Origin of the sequence: uncultured Agrobacterium sp. (genome assembly GCF_913777885.1) — a bacterium.
Classification (GTDB): domain Bacteria; phylum Pseudomonadota; class Alphaproteobacteria; order Rhizobiales; family Rhizobiaceae; genus Agrobacterium.
Genome location: NZ_CAJYTV010000003.1, coordinates 268,373 through 282,452, shown reverse-complemented (window position 1 = coordinate 282,452; position 14,080 = coordinate 268,373). Strand labels below are relative to the sequence as shown.

Annotated in this window: 18 protein-coding genes; 12 read left to right on the top strand and 6 right to left on the bottom strand. The window is 58.4% G+C overall.

The window, feature by feature from the left end; genetic code table 11:
- Positions 1-37 precede the first annotated feature (37 nt).
- From QZ869_RS02360 to arsH, 5 genes are all read left to right on the top strand, one after another.
- Positions 38-1,015, top strand: coding sequence for an HWE histidine kinase domain-containing protein (locus QZ869_RS02360; RefSeq protein ID WP_296102280.1), 978 nt, complete (start codon positions 38-40; stop codon positions 1,013-1,015).
- 82 nt (positions 1,016-1,097) lie between these two features.
- Positions 1,098-1,469 carry a helix-turn-helix transcriptional regulator gene (locus QZ869_RS02355; RefSeq protein ID WP_296020026.1) on the top strand — a complete coding sequence of 124 codons (372 nt, stop codon included), beginning with the start codon at positions 1,098-1,100 and terminating at the stop codon, positions 1,467-1,469.
- Positions 1,469-2,527 carry an ACR3 family arsenite efflux transporter gene (gene arsB / locus QZ869_RS02350; RefSeq protein WP_296040662.1) on the top strand — a complete coding sequence of 353 codons (1,059 nt, stop codon included), beginning with the start codon at positions 1,469-1,471 and terminating at the stop codon, positions 2,525-2,527. The genes QZ869_RS02355 and arsB overlap by 1 nt, the downstream gene beginning before the upstream one ends.
- Positions 2,528-2,529: 2 nt before the next feature.
- On the top strand, positions 2,530-2,952 hold the full coding sequence (arsC, locus tag QZ869_RS02345) for an arsenate reductase (glutaredoxin) (RefSeq protein WP_296102278.1): 423 nt from the start codon (positions 2,530-2,532) through the stop codon (positions 2,950-2,952).
- A complete protein-coding gene (gene arsH / locus QZ869_RS02340) occupies positions 2,909-3,655 on the top strand; it encodes an arsenical resistance protein ArsH (RefSeq protein ID WP_296102277.1) in 747 nt (248 codons plus the stop codon). The genes arsC and arsH overlap by 44 nt, the downstream gene beginning before the upstream one ends.
- A gap of 22 nt (positions 3,656-3,677) precedes the next feature.
- Here arsH and arsK read toward each other — a convergent pair whose 3' ends face one another.
- The 5 genes from arsK to QZ869_RS02315 form a co-directional block, all read right to left on the bottom strand.
- Positions 3,678-4,868, bottom strand: a complete 1,191-nt coding sequence (gene arsK, locus QZ869_RS02335) for an arsenite efflux MFS transporter ArsK (protein WP_296040670.1) — start codon at positions 4,866-4,868, stop codon at positions 3,678-3,680.
- Positions 4,855-5,214 carry a helix-turn-helix transcriptional regulator gene (locus QZ869_RS02330; protein ID WP_296102275.1) on the bottom strand — a complete coding sequence of 120 codons (360 nt, stop codon included), beginning with the start codon at positions 5,212-5,214 and terminating at the stop codon, positions 4,855-4,857. The genes arsK and QZ869_RS02330 overlap by 14 nt, the downstream gene beginning before the upstream one ends.
- 93 nt (positions 5,215-5,307) lie before the next feature.
- Positions 5,308-6,309, bottom strand: coding sequence for an alpha/beta hydrolase (locus QZ869_RS02325; protein WP_296102273.1), 1,002 nt, complete (start codon positions 6,307-6,309; stop codon positions 5,308-5,310).
- A 78-nt stretch (positions 6,310-6,387) separates the two neighbouring features.
- Positions 6,388-6,804: a DUF2177 family protein gene (locus QZ869_RS02320; RefSeq protein WP_296020040.1), complete on the bottom strand. Its 417-nt coding sequence runs from the start codon at positions 6,802-6,804 to the stop codon at positions 6,388-6,390.
- Between the two features lie 93 nt (positions 6,805-6,897).
- On the bottom strand, positions 6,898-7,269 hold the full coding sequence (locus tag QZ869_RS02315) for a DUF2147 domain-containing protein (RefSeq protein ID WP_296020042.1): 372 nt from the start codon (positions 7,267-7,269) through the stop codon (positions 6,898-6,900).
- A gap of 177 nt (positions 7,270-7,446) precedes the next feature.
- Here QZ869_RS02315 and QZ869_RS02310 point away from each other — a divergent pair, with 177 nt between their 5' ends.
- The 3 genes from QZ869_RS02310 to QZ869_RS02300 are packed head-to-tail and all read left to right on the top strand — an operon-like array spanning position 7,447 to position 9,822.
- A complete protein-coding gene (locus QZ869_RS02310; RefSeq protein WP_296102271.1) occupies positions 7,447-8,235 on the top strand; it encodes a DUF1295 domain-containing protein in 789 nt (262 codons plus the stop codon).
- Between the two features lies 1 nt (position 8,236).
- Positions 8,237-9,268 carry a cyclopropane-fatty-acyl-phospholipid synthase family protein gene (locus QZ869_RS02305; protein WP_296102269.1) on the top strand — a complete coding sequence of 344 codons (1,032 nt, stop codon included), beginning with the start codon at positions 8,237-8,239 and terminating at the stop codon, positions 9,266-9,268.
- A complete protein-coding gene (locus tag QZ869_RS02300; RefSeq protein ID WP_367115305.1) occupies positions 9,265-9,822 on the top strand; it encodes a hypothetical protein in 558 nt (185 codons plus the stop codon). Before QZ869_RS02305 ends, QZ869_RS02300 begins: the two co-directional genes overlap by 4 nt.
- Here the strand turns inward: QZ869_RS02300 and QZ869_RS02295 are convergent.
- Positions 9,795-10,004 carry a hypothetical protein gene (locus QZ869_RS02295; RefSeq protein ID WP_296020052.1) on the bottom strand — a complete coding sequence of 70 codons (210 nt, stop codon included), beginning with the start codon at positions 10,002-10,004 and terminating at the stop codon, positions 9,795-9,797. The genes QZ869_RS02300 and QZ869_RS02295 overlap by 28 nt on opposite strands.
- Positions 10,005-10,237: 233 nt before the next feature.
- Between QZ869_RS02295 and QZ869_RS02290 the strand changes: the two genes are divergently transcribed.
- From QZ869_RS02290 to QZ869_RS02275, 4 genes are all read left to right on the top strand, one after another.
- Positions 10,238-11,653 carry a phosphomannomutase gene (locus tag QZ869_RS02290; protein WP_296102267.1) on the top strand — a complete coding sequence of 472 codons (1,416 nt, stop codon included), beginning with the start codon at positions 10,238-10,240 and terminating at the stop codon, positions 11,651-11,653.
- A 114-nt stretch (positions 11,654-11,767) separates the two neighbouring features.
- Positions 11,768-12,169 (top strand): group II truncated hemoglobin, encoded by a 402-nt coding sequence (locus QZ869_RS02285; protein ID WP_296102266.1) that lies wholly within the window; start codon positions 11,768-11,770, stop codon positions 12,167-12,169.
- Positions 12,166-12,534 (top strand): DUF423 domain-containing protein, encoded by a 369-nt coding sequence (locus tag QZ869_RS02280; RefSeq protein ID WP_296102265.1) that lies wholly within the window; start codon positions 12,166-12,168, stop codon positions 12,532-12,534. Before QZ869_RS02285 ends, QZ869_RS02280 begins: the two co-directional genes overlap by 4 nt.
- A 144-nt stretch (positions 12,535-12,678) precedes the next feature.
- A complete protein-coding gene (locus QZ869_RS02275) occupies positions 12,679-13,935 on the top strand; it encodes a DUF2254 domain-containing protein (protein ID WP_296102264.1) in 1,257 nt (418 codons plus the stop codon).
- Positions 13,936-14,080: the final 145 nt, after the last annotated feature.

Below are 14,080 nucleotides of genomic sequence, written 5' to 3'. Positions count from 1 at the left end.
TTTTCTTAATACCCTTTTTTATTCAAGGTCTTCTTCATTGTTCGAGGGTCCAGACAGTTTTCGTTTCGTCGCCGCTGCATTCGCCGCGTCTGATGATTGCATCAAGGTCATCGCGATCGACGGTTCGTTACAGTTCATGACCGAAGGTGGCCAGCGGATAATGGAGGTGGACGACTTTTCGGCGATAAAAGGGTGCTACTGGCCGGACTTTTGGCAGGGAATAGGCAACAAGGATGCAATCGCGGCCATCGATGAAGCGCGCGCCGGACGCGCTGCCCGCTTCACCGGCTATGCCAATACCGCCAAGGGAAATGAGCGCTACTGGGACGTGAAGGTTTCGCCGATCTTCAACGAACAAGGCGCTGTCGAAAGCATCCTCTCCATTTCAAGAGACATCACCGCGCTCAAGGCGTTCGAGGACGAACAGATCCTCTTGCGCAACGAACTGGCCCACCGCATCAAGAACATCCTAGCGCTCGTCCAGGCCGTCGCCTCGCAGACGCTGAAAGACGATGCCGATATGGCGACGGCAAAGCCAACCTTTCTTTCGCGTCTGGGCGCGCTAAGCCGTGGTCATGAAATCCTCATCAACGCGCAACACAGCTCCACCCAGATGAGTATGCTGGCAGACGCTGTGGTACAGGATCATGGGACAGACCGCGTTGCGGTCGATGGGCCGGAGATCAACCTCTCGGCCAAATGCGCGCTGGCACTGACGCTCGCTTTCCATGAGCTGGCCACCAATGCGCTGAAATATGGCGCGCTTTCCAGAGAAACCGGCCGTGTCTCACTGACCTGGACCATCAGCTCAGAAACCGGCGAGCCCATGCTGCACCTCACCTGGCGGGAAACCGGTGGCCCGGAAGTGTCTACACCTTCGCACAAGGGGTTTGGATCGCGGATGATCGAAAAGGCGCTCTCCTCCTATCTCGGCGGGACGAGCTGCATCGATTATCGAAAAGACGGGCTCGTGTTCTCCATCTCCGCGCCGGTCGTGAATCTGACTGAGAATTGAAAAAAGTCGCTGGCGCTGGTGTTTTTAACATCGGCACCTTGCAAACAGTTGACGGCATCAAAATATCCATTATTCTGGATATATGGATACTAACCAGGCCATCTTAGCGCTGTCGGCCCTTGCGCAGTCTACTCGTCTTGAAACCTTCCGCCTGCTCGTCAAGGCGGAGCCAGATGGCGTGCCGGCTGGTGAGTTGGCGAAACTGGTGGACGTGCCGCAAAATACCATGTCGGCACATCTCGGCATCTTGCAGCGTGCAGGCGTTGTGAGAAGCGATCGGCAGAGCCGATCCATCATCTACCGCGCCGACCTTGACGGTTTGCGCGCGCTCACGCTTTTTCTGCTCAAGGATTGCTGCAACGGGAACGCTGACCTCTGCGCGCCGCTGATCGCCGATTTGATGCCCTGCTGTACGGCTGAAACGGCAGGTTCAAACACCAGAAAGACAAGTTGATGTCCGCATTCGAACGCTACCTGACGGTCTGGGTCTTTCTCTGCATTCTGGTCGGCGTTGCGCTGGGCCACTTGGTACCCGGTGTCTTTCACGCGGTGGGCATGGCAGAGATCGCCAAGGTCAATATACCCATCGCCTTGCTGATCTGGTTGATGATCATCCCGATGCTGCTGAAAATCGATTTCGGCTCTATGTCAAAGGTCGGGCGCTACTGGCGCGGCATCGGCGTGACGCTGTTCATCAACTGGGCGATCAAGCCGTTCTCCATGGCGCTTCTCGGCTGGCTGTTCATCGGCTGGCTGTTTCGCCCGATGCTGCCGGCAGATCAGATCCAATCCTATATTGCGGGTTTGATCATCCTTGCTGCGGCGCCCTGCACGGCAATGGTTTTCGTCTGGTCGAATCTGACGAAGGGCGAGCCGCATTTCACCCTGTCGCAGGTGGCGCTGAATGACGCCATCATGATCATCGCCTTCGCGCCGATCGTCGGCCTACTTCTCGGCCTCTCCTCCATTACCGTGCCCTGGGATACGCTGACCATCTCGGTCGTTCTTTATATCCTTATCCCGGTTGCCATTGCGCAAGTGCTTCGCAAGGTGCTGACCGCTGACGGAACGACGAGGGCGCTGGATGCCTGGCTTGCCCGGCTGCAGCCGCTTTCCCTGGTCGCGCTGCTGGCAACGCTCGTCCTTCTCTTCGGCTTTCAGGGCGAACAGATCGTCAAGCAGCCTGCGATCATCGGACTTCTTGCGATCCCGATCCTGATACAGGTCTACTTCAATTCCGGCTTAGCCTATCTTCTCAATCGAGTATCGGGCGAGCAGCACTGCGTGGCGGGGCCATCGGCCCTGATCGGCGCCAGCAATTTCTTCGAGCTGGCGGTAGCAGCAGCCATCAGCCTGTTCGGTTTCCAATCAGGTGCGGCACTTGCCACCGTCGTCGGTGTCCTCATCGAGGTACCCGTCATGCTCTCCGTCGTCTGGATCGTGAACCGCTCGAAGGGCTGGTACGAAAGCGCCTCATCCGTTTCAAAGAAAACCCGAACCGAAGGCACATAATCATGCATGTCACTATCTACCACAACCCATCCTGTGGCACGTCGCGCAACACGCTGGCCATGATCCGGAATGCCGGTATCGAACCCACCGTCGTCGAGTATCTCGAAACTCCGCCGTCACGCGCAGAACTGAAGACCATGATTGCCGATGCGGGGCTAACGGTCAGGGACGCGATCCGGGAAAAGGGAACGCCCCATGCTGAGCTCGGGCTGGATGACTCTACCTTGAGCGACGAACAGTTGCTGGATGCGATGGTGAAAGAGCCGATCCTCATCAATCGGCCTTTCGTGATCACGCCGCTCGGCACAAGACTGTGCCGCCCATCTGAAGTGGTGCTCGATATCCTGCCCGATAGCCACAAGGGCGCGTTCACCAAGGAGGATGGAGAAAAGGTTCTCGACCAGGAGGGAAAGCGCGTTGTCTGAGCCCCTGCCCGCGTTGAACCGCGAACATCTTCATCCGATCGATGCAGAAGCCCTGCGGCCTGCCATGTCCACGCATAGGCCAAGGATATTGATCCTTTACGGCTCGCTGAGGGAGGTGTCCTATAGCAGGCTTCTCGCCTTCGAAGTCCGTCGCCTGCTGGAACAGCTGGGATGCGAGGTCCGGCTATTCGATCCCGCGGGACTACCGCTTCCGGATGAAGCACCAGCCAGCCACCCGAAAGTGCAGGAGCTTCGTGACCTTTCCCAATGGTCGGAGGGGCAGGTGTGGATCAGCCCGGAACGTCACGGCGCCATGACCGGCATCATGAAATCGCAGATCGACTGGATTCCCTTGTCGCTCGGTTCCGTTCGTCCAACCCAGGGCAAGACCCTGGCGGTGATGGAAGTATCCGGCGGGAGCCAGTCCTTCAACGCCGTCAACCAGATGCGTATTCTTGGCCGCTGGATGCGGATGATCACGATCCCCAACCAATCCTCCGTCGCCAAGGCCTTTCAGGAGTTCGATGCTGAGGGGCGGATGAAACCTTCCTCCTATTACGACCGCGTCGTCGATGTCTGCGAGGAACTGGTGAAGTTCACCCTTCTTACACGCGATGCTTCCTCCTATCTGACCAGCCGTTATAGCGAGCGAAAGGAAGAAGCGGCCGCGCTCGAGAAGCGGGTGTCGCTGAACTCCATTTGACCGGCCGCGGCGCTTGTGCCGGTTAAGCCCGGCATGAGCGCGCAACCACGATGAAGGCGGCAATGCTGATGGCCCCGAGGCCCGCATTGACGGCCAGCGCAAAGCTCAAGCCGACATTTTCCATGGCAGCGGCAAAGGCGAACGGCGCGACAGCGCCGACCGCCAGACGGGCGGCGGTCAGCTTGCCGGTGAGCGCGCCATATCCCTGCGACCCGGCGAGATAGAGAGGCAGGCTGCCTTGGGCGATGCTGTTGATGCCGGAACCGAGGCCCAGACAGATGGCAAAGGCTACCGCACCCGGCAACCAGTCCGCACTCGCAAGCAGGATCACGACGCCGGAAACGATCAAGCCTGCCGATAGGACAGCAAGCCCGGGTGGCGACAGGCGCTTTCCGAAAACCATATTGATCAGACGGCTAAGAACCTGTGCCGGCCCAAAGAGGGAGCCGATCACTACCGCTGCAGCACCCAGTCCAAGCGACCCCAGCATGGGCACCAGATGCACCAGCATTGCCGAGAGCGTAAATCCTAAAAGCGCGAAAGCAATGGAAACGATCAGCAGGGTCCGCTCGCGCCGATGAGCAGGCACCGCCCCCACAACGGTTGGTCGCGCACGACAAGGCGCGCCACGCGCAGTTTTGCTTCGGCTCCTGATCCAGACATGCAGCGGCATGCAGACAAGAAGATTGAGCGCGGCAAAAACGAGATAGACCTCACGCCATGAAAGATGGTTGGCAAGGACCGTGGTAATCGGCCAGAAGATCGTCGAGGCAAAGCCCCCGATAAGCGTCAGATAGGTGATGCTGCGTGAGGCGCTATGAGCATCGCTCTCGACCAACGTCGCGAAGGCCGCCTGATACTGCACCATACCGGACGAAACCTCCAGCAGGATGATCGCAATCGCAAAGGTGGCGACCGAAGGCGCTGCGGCGCAGAGTACGAGCATGAGTGATGCCAGTGCAGACCCCGCCGCCATAATGGTTGCCGCTCCCAGGCGATCCATTTGCCGGCCAATGTAAATCGCCGATAGTCCGCCGATGAACAGGGAAACAGAGAAAACCCCGAAGACTTGCGCCAGCGACAGCTCCAGATCCTCTGCCATTCCCGGGGCCAGTATACTGAAGCTGTAATAGAGCGTGCCATAACCGAGGATTTGCGTCAGGCCGAGCGCCGAAACAATCGATGCCGAGACTCTTGACTCAACCACCGACATTCACCCCCGCAGCAGACCGGCAACGGTTTTCACTAGGCTGAACACTCTGCCGGATTGCAGAATGGCCGGCGCAGCAGTCTTCCATGAGAAATGTGACTAGGTCGGCCAACGTTTCGTAATTGGCACGATAGACGATGAAGCGCGACACGCGCTGCCGGACAATCAAGCCGGACCGCTCCAGTTCCTTTAAATGGAACGAGACATTGGTGGCAGACACACCCATGCGTTCGGCAATTCTGCCAGCCGCAAGTCCTTCTTCCCCGGCCACCACAAGCGCACGCACGATACCGAGCCGGGTTTCCTGCGACAGTGCCGCAAACGATGACAGAGCCTGATGCATATCCATATTTCAATAATCCTTGAATTATTGAATAGAGGCATAGCGCATGAAATGGAGATCGGCAAGGCGGGATGTTCCCCCTGAAACAGATGGGAGCCGCTACAGCGTGCCTTTGTCGCTCGCGATCTTGCTTTCGAGCGTCCTGGCAATAGCCTTGAGATTGCGCGGTTTACCGGCGATCTTTTCCAGCGCAGCTATGACAAGGTCGCGTGCGACATAATCCGATTTATGCCCGAGATTGTGAACGACGACGAGCTCTGCGCCCGGCACATCGCGCGCCAGATGCTTGGAGTGGATCTCGGTCGAGACGACTCCGTCCTTGTCTCCGGCGATGATGATCGTTTTTGCTCTGATGTCCTTGTAATGCGCGGAGGCGTCTTTTGCCCAGCCATTCAACGCGCCTACTTCCTGGGCGTTGTGGCGGAAGGCCGCAGGGCGAAGCGCACGATACGCCTTGGTCTTGGAGACGTAATCGGAAGGCATCGGGTTTGGCGCAAAGACCCCCTTCACCGCACTGTTCAGCGCGAGAAGCCCGGCAGGTGGCGCAATCAGCGTGCTGAAGAACACCCCGGCCACAGGCGCGCGCGCCGCATCATAATACCAGCTGATCCCACCCGGCCAAGGGTAGAGCGCAGGCGACAGGAACACCAGACCCTCCACCATATCCTTGTGGCGAAGCGCAAAGGCCGCGGTGATCGCCCCTCCGAAGGAATGACCGACGATGATCGCCTTGCGAATGCCGCGCTTCTTCATCGCCTGGGCAATGGCATCGGCCTGCGCATCCGGAAGAATGTTCTCCTTCGGGCCGATATCGGAAAGGCCATGCCCCGGCCTGTCGACAAACAGCAGCGTCGCACGACCTTTCAGCGGCTCGCCGAACGCATAAAGCGGATCGTAAAGGCTTGTGCTGGCCCCATGGATAAAGACGATTGGCGGCAGATCGGCTTGCTTCCCCGCAGGCACGATGATGCTGTTCAGCTCGAAGCCGCCAACATCGACCCTAGCCTCACCCTTTGCTAGACTATCCGCTGCTGCAATGGCAGGCGTCATCACGCTCATGGCAAGAACCGTTCCAAGCATCGGCAGCAAAGTGTTGGGCATGATGGTCCTGAAGAAAAAGGTCTTATGAGGGTTTAAACCCGGCTCTCTCGAAAGGCGAGATGGAAATGGCAGGTCTCGTCAATGGGTGGAGCGTCGGTTCATTTTTCCCGTGAGCCAGCAGGAGCCAAAGGCAGTAGCCGCAGACAGGACGGATCCCCAGATCAGGTCCGCGATCGTCAGTGTCGTTGGCCAGGTTACGAGGGTCGCCTGATTGGTGAGATCGTAGGTGCCGTAGGCGGCAAAGCCGAAAAAGGCGCCGTTTCGCAGAGCGACACTCAGGCTTGCCCGTTCCAGGCCCGGCAAAACTGCAAAGAAGGTGAGTGCTCCGCAATAGATCAGATAGAACAGCACGGCGGGGGCGAGCCGGAATTGCGGCGCAAGAAGGTCGCCGAGCAGCGGACGGTACAGGATATCGGCCATCGTACTTAGCCATACCGCATCAATGGCCAGAAAAAAGACCATGGTTGCTATGTAGGCGATGACGAAGCGTTTCATGGGAACTCCTGAAGCCCGAGACGGGATAGATATGGATGGAAGGACAGGCGAGACCGCACAGGTTTCAGGCAATCTCGCCGGAAGCGTTCCGGATCAGTTGATGCGCGTCCAGTTGACACCCTTGCACAAGATGCCCGCAAGGACGCACCCTTTGGTCGTCATGCTGTTGCCTTTCACCGATACGGTCAGCTTATAGGTGAGGTCGCGTTGCGGATCGAAAGCGGTACCGGAATACCCGCCGCCGGATGTCGGCTTGATGCTCATGACCAGCTTGTCGCCGGTTTTTTCCTTGGGCGTGCCGGGTTTGATCCAGGTGTTGACCGCGCAGATATCGGAGCCGCAGGGTGCAATCTTGACCTTGGCGTTGCCGTCGCCTCTTGCCCATTGACCTTCGATAGTGTCGGCAAATGCACTGCTGGTGCTGATAACAAGGGCAAGTATGGACAGTTTCAGAGCTGTTTTCATGCTGAAATCCTCTTACTATACGCAGTCTGCGCCGGGTGATGACGAGAACAACGCGCCGACCACGGTTTCGGATCACAAGAAACCGGACAAGAATTTTTTTCTTCCGCGAGGAAACCGCAGACACCGCTCATCCGTAGATTTGGATGATATAGGCTCGATCACGGAAAGCACCTTTCGATGGATGTCCTCTTCCTGTTTCTCATCGCCATTGGCCTCTCGCTTGCCATGGTAGCGGCCTGGGCCGTGCAGCGCCGCACCGGCGCCAGCGGCTGGATCGACACGATTTGGTCCTTTGCGATCGGCATCGGCGGCATAATCGCGATCCTGATTGCCTCCGGCACGACGCAGCGCAGGCTCGCAGCGTTTCTTCTGATCGTTGTCTGGTCCATTCGTTTGGGAAGCCATATCGGCTTTCGAACGAAGGGTGGTGGCGAAGATCCGCGCTATGCCAAGCTCATAGAGGAATGGGGAGGCAGCGCTTCTAAACGTCTCTTTCTTTTCCTCCAAATTCAGGCTTTAGCTGGGTTTATTCTGGTGCTCGCCATTTATCTGGCGGCATTCAATACGGCGTCCTTCCCGCATTCGCTCGATCTCGTGGCAGTTGTGATCGGACTTCTCGCTGTCGCGGGCGAAGCGCTTTCCGACCGGCAGCTCTCGCGTTTTCGCAAGAAGCCTGAAGCGAAGACGGAAGTGTGCGAAGAAGGTTTCTGGCGATACTCCCGCCACCCCAATTATTTCTTTGAATGGCTCTACTGGTGTTCATGGCCACTTCTGGCTCTGACTGGCCCCTCGCCCTTCGCCTGGGCGGCACTTTTGGCGCCCGCGCTGATGTATTGGTTGCTCGTCCATGCATCGGGCATACCGCCGCTCGAAGATCACATGCTGCGCTCGCGCGGCGAAAAGTTTCGCGCGCTTCAGCGTCGCGTCAACGCGTTTTTCCCCGGACCACGCAAAGAGGAGGCATGACATGAATATGTTGGCATTCGCCATCAACGCTGCGGAAAAGGCACCTCTTTCCGATAGTCTGACACTGACCGGCATCGACTTCCTCTGCAACCGCACCAAGCGCCGACTTGAAAAGGTACCGGACGGCGACGAACTGGCCTTTGCCCGAGACATGGCGGACTTCCCGGTCGCAACCCATACGGATGAGGCCAATCGACAGCATTACGAGGTTCCGGCCGAATTCTTCTCGCTGGTCCTTGGTCCGCAGCGCAAATATTCCTGCTGCTACTATCCGAGCGACACCACGACGCTGGCAGATGCCGAAACCGCCGCCCTGGCAGAAACCGTCAAGCACGCCGATATCTACGACGGAATGGATATCCTCGAACTTGGCTGCGGATGGGGTTCGCTTTCACTCTATCTGGCGCGGCAATTTCCCAATTCCCGCATCACCTCCGTTTCAAATTCCTCCTCCCAGCGTGCCTATATCGTTGGAGAGGCCGAGCGGCAGGGTCTGACCAACCTGACCATCATCACTGCCGACATGAATGATTTCGCGCCATCGGGCATCTACGACCGTATCGTTTCGGTGGAAATGTTCGAACACATGTCCAACTGGCGGGCGCTGTTTGAACGCACCAACAGCTGGCTGAAGACGGATGGCCGTTTGTTCATCCATGTCTTCACCCACAAGAACCGCTCCTACCGTTTCAATCCGGACGATCCAGCCGACTGGATCGCGCATCACTTCTTCACCGGCGGTATCATGCCGGCGCACGACCTGCCGCATCGGTTTGGCGATGTGTACGCGGTGGAGGCGGAGTGGCGTTGGTCCGGCACCCATTATCGCCGCACGGCCATGGACTGGCTTGCCAATTTCGACCGCGAATCTGAGCGTATCAGGCCGATCCTTCAACGGGTCTATGGAAAGGACGCCGCGCTCTGGCATCGGCGCTGGAGATTGTTTTTCCTCGCGACCGCCGGGCTCTTCGGCCACGACCAGGGTCAGGTTTGGGGCGTCGGACACTACTTGCTGAAACCGGTCGGCAAATGATGCCGTCCGGTCGAAATGGCAGACAAGACGCCCTCACGGCGGCCACGGTAACGGTTGCCTGGGTTATCGTCGCCAACAAGCCATTCTACCCGCCAACGATCTGGTGGGTGGTGGGCAACGGCGTCGAGTCGGCGTGGATCAGCGTCCTCTCCATGCCCTTCTTCCTCGCCATCCCATTTATCGCCAAGCGTTCGGCACTCGCAGCAAGGATCGCACTGCCGGTCATCGGGACGATCGATACCGTGTTCGAAACGAAACTTTTCGGCACCGGATCGGGGACCGAGCTATTCTTCGCCGCCTGCATCATGCTGGTAGCACTGTCCTTCAGGGCGAGCGAAAAACTCTGGCAGATCGGCCTGACGGGCTTCGTCTTTGCCGGCTTCCTGGCCACCCGGTATCTGATCGGCGATGCGCTTCACCTCTGGAGCGCGCAGGATCTGGGCAAACTCTTCAACCTCAATGCTTTCGCCGTCGCCTGTCTCACCGCTTTTATCGCGCTGCGCTATTCAGGCATTCGAGGCGCCGATCACTCCTCGGGCACCAACCCGTCATAAACTTCAAGCAGGGCTGCGGAGATTGCCGCACCCAGCGCATTTGCCGCCTCGCGAATGTCCTCCTCCTTGCCATCGCGCGATGCAATGGCAAGCTCGGAAGCCTCCACCGCGATAATCGCCTTGGCGCGCTCAATAGCCCAGAGGCCGAAATCGCCACGATTGTCGATCGATACAGTGTCCATTTTATCCTATCCCGTGAACGTCACTCGCCGGTATAGAACATGGATCGAACGACACCAAGCTTGGCGCATGACTGCTATGGCGACAAGAAAACAGACCCTTCCAACGTCAGCGGCAATAGAATACCACCCTTTAGGCGATGGAGCGGGATCAATGCCGGACGTTTGGCGTTAGGGATGGCGAGGGCCTCTCATAAACAGCCCGCCGACAGTTACAGCATAAGGAGCTTTGTCAGATGAGTCTGAAGTTTGGAACGAGCGGTTTGCGCGGTCTTTCGGAAGATTTGAAGGGTAAGGCCTCTTCCCTCTACGCCACGGCCTTTGCCCGGCACCTGCTGAACGCTGGGTTGGCGCAACCTGGCGATCCGATCCTGATCGGCCAGGATTTTCGCGACTCCAGCCCCGCCATCGCGTCAAGCTGTATCGCAGCGCTAGAGGGTGCTGGTTTGAAGCCGATCGATTGTGGCGCGCTGCCCACACCTGCCCTTGCGCTTTATGGCGTGTCTCTCAAGGCGGCTGCGCTGATGATCACCGGCTCGCATATCCCGGCAGACCGGAACGGCATCAAATTCTACCGTCCCGATGGCGAAATCGACAAGCAGGATGAAACAGCAATTGCCGATCTGGCTGCAAACCTGAAGCAGGACGAACTGACGGAAGAAAAAGGCGCTGCCCAAACCCGAGCCACCGAAGCGACCCGGCTCTTTCTCGAGCGCAACATCGGCCTCCTGCCGGGAAATGCGCTGCAAGGCTTGAAGATTGGCGTTTATCAGCACAGCACGGTGGCGCGGGATCTATTTGTCGATGTACTGGCGCATTATGGCGCAGAGGTCATTGCGCTCGGTCGTTCCGAAAGTTTCATTCCGGTGGACACCGAAGCCGTTTCTCCTGAAACGCTGGAGAAGTTGAAAGCCTGGGCGCCCGAGCATGGGTTGGACGCGATCGTATCTGCCGATGGCGATGGTGATCGACCCCTTCTGGCGGATGAAACCGGCACACCGTTGCGTGGCGATCTGATCGGGCTTATCACTGCCAACTTCCTGAAGGCACAGGTCGTCGTTACACCGGTTACCTCCAATTCCGGTATCGAAGCTGCAGGCGAGTTCAAGGTTGTCCGCACCAAGGTGGGTTCGCCCTTCGTCATTGCCGGTATGGCGGACGCGCTCGGCGAGGGAAGCGATCGCATCGTCGGCTTCGAAGCCAATGGCGGTTTCCTGACCGGAACCCCCTTTACCCTGCATGGCAAGATCATCGCGCCGTTGCCAACCCGAGACTGCTTCCTGCCGATCCTCGCAACGCTGCAATTGAAAGCTTTGGAGAAGAAAAAACTCTCGCAGATTGCCGCAGCCTATAGTCTGCCTGTCGCCGCAGCCGACCGCCTGCAGAATTTCGCTCAGGAGAAAAGCTCGGCGCTGATGGAGCATCTGCGTGCCTCGCGCAGCAATCTCGAGCAGTTCCTGCGCCCGGTCGGCCAAGTCCAGTCCACGAGCGATATCGACGGGTTGCGGGTCACATTGACTAATGGCAACACCATCCACTTCCGCCCGTCCGGCAATGCGCCGGAAATGCGCTGCTATGTGGAAGCGGCCAATGAAGACGAGGCCAATGCGTTGCTCAATCAAGGACTGGATCTCATCCGCAATTTCGGCTGATCCGTTCAACCCATCACCCGGATGCGGCGACGCAAATTGCCGCATCCACCGCCTTTACGATTGCACTTTGCGTGGTTACGCGCCAGAAAGCGGATCAGACGGAGGCGGCACGGCTTGGCAGACGAAACGATCACTCTCTACGAAGCCATTGGTGGCGACGCGACGGTTCGCGCCCTGACGAGGCGCTTCTATGAGCTGATGGATACCCTTCCGGAAGCTGCGCATTGCCGCGCTATCCACCCGCCGGATTTGACCGGCAGCGAAAGCAAGTTCTACGATTACCTCACCGGCTATCTCGGTGGACCGCCCGTTTATGTGGAAAAACACGGCCACCCAATGCTGCGCCGCCGCCATTTCGTTGCACCCATTGGCGCAACGGAGCGCGACGAGTGGCTGCTGTGCTTCCGACGCGCGATGGATGAAACAATCGAGAACCCGAAGTTGCGCGAAATCATCTGGGGACCGGTCGAGAAACTGGCCTTCCACATGCAGAACCGGGAGGAAGGCGAGCAATGAAAGATGGTATTTTGAGAGCCGCGACGCTGTTTCTGGGCGGCCTGCTCGGCGCATCCGGCGTTGCACTTGCTGCGGCCGCCACCCACACCGGCGCCACCTATATGCTTGGCAACGCGTCTGCCATGTGTCTAGCCCATGCGCCGGTGCTGCTTGGCCTCCATCTCGGCTGGGACCGTATTAAAACCGCCCTGCCCTCTGCCATTCTTCTGGGTCTGGGCACCGCACTTTTCGCCGGTGATCTGGTGTCGAAGCATTTCACCGGCGCAAGCCTTTTTCCCATGGCAGCACCTGCTGGCGGGCTTGGCATGATTTTCGGCTGGCTGGTGCTTTCACTTTCGGCCTTCTTCAAGACCGCGCGCGACTGACCTGACGACGAGAGCCGCCGCGGCAGGCCATCAGCGCCGGCTGCGCTAGAGACGGAACGCCGTTTGCGTAACCTCGTTATCGCTCCAACAGAGTATTCAAGCCGGCGGCGACGGACGATCGGGCTGCAATGGAGCGGGGGCTAAATGACATCGAAATGGCAGTGGTGGATCAACCAGATTGTCCGGCGGATATGGTTCAGGGCCACTCTGTTTTCACTCGGAGGCGTCGCATCCGCGCTTCTCGCCGTTGCCTTTTCCTCTTACATTCCTGCAGATCTTCCGGCGAAGATCGGCGCTGACGCTGTCGACAAGATCCTCGGCATCATCGCGTCGAGCATGCTGACGGTCACTACCTTCTCCTTGAGCACGATGGTCGCCGCCTATTCGGCAGCAACCAACAATGTCACGCCGCGGGCCACCAAGCTCGTGATGGAAGACAGCACGACACAAAACGTGCTGGCCACCTTCGTCGGCTCGTTCCTCTTCAGTCTCGTCGGCATCATCGCGCTGGCGACCGGTGTATATGGCGACCAGGGGCGCGTCATTCTTTTCGTCGTGACGATCGGCGTCATCATTCTCATCATCGTCACCTTGCTCCGGTGGATCGATCATCTCTCACGCCTCGGCCGCGTTACTGAAACGACCGAGCGCGTCGAAAAAGCGACCATAGAAGCCCTTCGGGCCTGGATAAAAAGTCCCTGCCTTGGCGGGAAAGAACTGGAGGAGAATGATCCGAGGCTCGGCGCGCCAAACACGCCCGTCCACCAGCCAAAGGTCGGCTACGTCCAGCATGTGGATGGTGGCGTGCTGGGGCAAATCTCGGAAGAATTCGACGTCGACATTGCAGTGGTGGCCATCGCGGGTAAGCTTGTTGCGCCGAATATTCCCCTGGCATGGATCGTCGGCGATGTTGATGAAGAGGTCCAAAAGCGCATAGCCTCCGCGTTCACGATCGGCGACGTGCGGTCCTTTGACCAGGATCCCCGTTTCGGTGCTGCGGTTCTGGCTGAAATTGCGTCCCGGTCATTGTCGCAAGCGATCAACGATTCCGGAACTGCGATCGATCTGATTTCGAGATACATGCGCGTGCTGGCCGTCTGGGATGAACACGCTGACGATATCGATGTGCAATATCCACGTCTGCATGTCGCGCCCATCAGGCTCGAAGATGTCTTTGATGATCTCTTCATTCCGCTTGCCCGGGATGGCGCCGCGATCCTTGAAGTGGGCATTCGATTGCAGAAAGCGTTCATCACGCTTTCCGGATTTCGCCACCCCGAATTCAGACGCATTGCCCTTCACCATTCGAGAAGCGCAATAAAGCGCGCTGAGGCAACATCGATGATCGAAGAAGATCTGGATAAGCTCCGGCATATAGCAGGCCTTCTGGAAGCAGCTTAAGCCCGAGCGACGCAGCCAGGCAACGGCACATCTCCTACCCTCACCGCCGGTAACTTCGCTCGAGGCACGACTCGCGGTTGACGGCGACGGTTTGGCGCGTTTCCGCCACGAGACGCATGCCGCATCACATCGATTTTCGTCGAGC

What these genes read in the sequence shown, in the direction of transcription:
- QZ869_RS02355 (WP_296020026.1), top strand. Translation starts at nt 1,098, where the DNA reads ATGGATACTAACCAGGCCATCTTAGCGCTGTCGGCCCTTGCGCAGTCT.
- arsB (WP_296040662.1), top strand. Translation starts at nt 1,469, where the DNA reads ATGTCCGCATTCGAACGCTACCTGACGGTCTGGGTCTTTCTCTGCATT.
- arsC (WP_296102278.1), top strand. Translation starts at nt 2,530, where the DNA reads ATGCATGTCACTATCTACCACAACCCATCCTGTGGCACGTCGCGCAAC.
- arsH (WP_296102277.1), top strand. Translation starts at nt 2,909, where the DNA reads ATGGAGAAAAGGTTCTCGACCAGGAGGGAAAGCGCGTTGTCTGAGCCC.
- arsK (WP_296040670.1), bottom strand. Translation starts at nt 4,868, where the DNA reads ATGTCGGTGGTTGAGTCAAGAGTCTCGGCATCGATTGTTTCGGCGCTC.
- QZ869_RS02330 (WP_296102275.1), bottom strand. Translation starts at nt 5,214, where the DNA reads ATGGATATGCATCAGGCTCTGTCATCGTTTGCGGCACTGTCGCAGGAA.
- QZ869_RS02325 (WP_296102273.1), bottom strand. Translation starts at nt 6,309, where the DNA reads ATGCCCAACACTTTGCTGCCGATGCTTGGAACGGTTCTTGCCATGAGC.
- QZ869_RS02320 (WP_296020040.1), bottom strand. Translation starts at nt 6,804, where the DNA reads ATGAAACGCTTCGTCATCGCCTACATAGCAACCATGGTCTTTTTTCTG.
- QZ869_RS02315 (WP_296020042.1), bottom strand. Translation starts at nt 7,269, where the DNA reads ATGAAAACAGCTCTGAAACTGTCCATACTTGCCCTTGTTATCAGCACC.
- QZ869_RS02310 (WP_296102271.1), top strand. Translation starts at nt 7,447, where the DNA reads ATGGATGTCCTCTTCCTGTTTCTCATCGCCATTGGCCTCTCGCTTGCC.
- QZ869_RS02305 (WP_296102269.1), top strand. Translation starts at nt 8,237, where the DNA reads ATGAATATGTTGGCATTCGCCATCAACGCTGCGGAAAAGGCACCTCTT.
- QZ869_RS02300 (WP_367115305.1), top strand. Translation starts at nt 9,265, where the DNA reads ATGATGCCGTCCGGTCGAAATGGCAGACAAGACGCCCTCACGGCGGCC.
- QZ869_RS02295 (WP_296020052.1), bottom strand. Translation starts at nt 10,004, where the DNA reads ATGGACACTGTATCGATCGACAATCGTGGCGATTTCGGCCTCTGGGCT.
- QZ869_RS02290 (WP_296102267.1), top strand. Translation starts at nt 10,238, where the DNA reads ATGAGTCTGAAGTTTGGAACGAGCGGTTTGCGCGGTCTTTCGGAAGAT.
- QZ869_RS02280 (WP_296102265.1), top strand. Translation starts at nt 12,166, where the DNA reads ATGAAAGATGGTATTTTGAGAGCCGCGACGCTGTTTCTGGGCGGCCTG.
- QZ869_RS02275 (WP_296102264.1), top strand. Translation starts at nt 12,679, where the DNA reads ATGACATCGAAATGGCAGTGGTGGATCAACCAGATTGTCCGGCGGATA.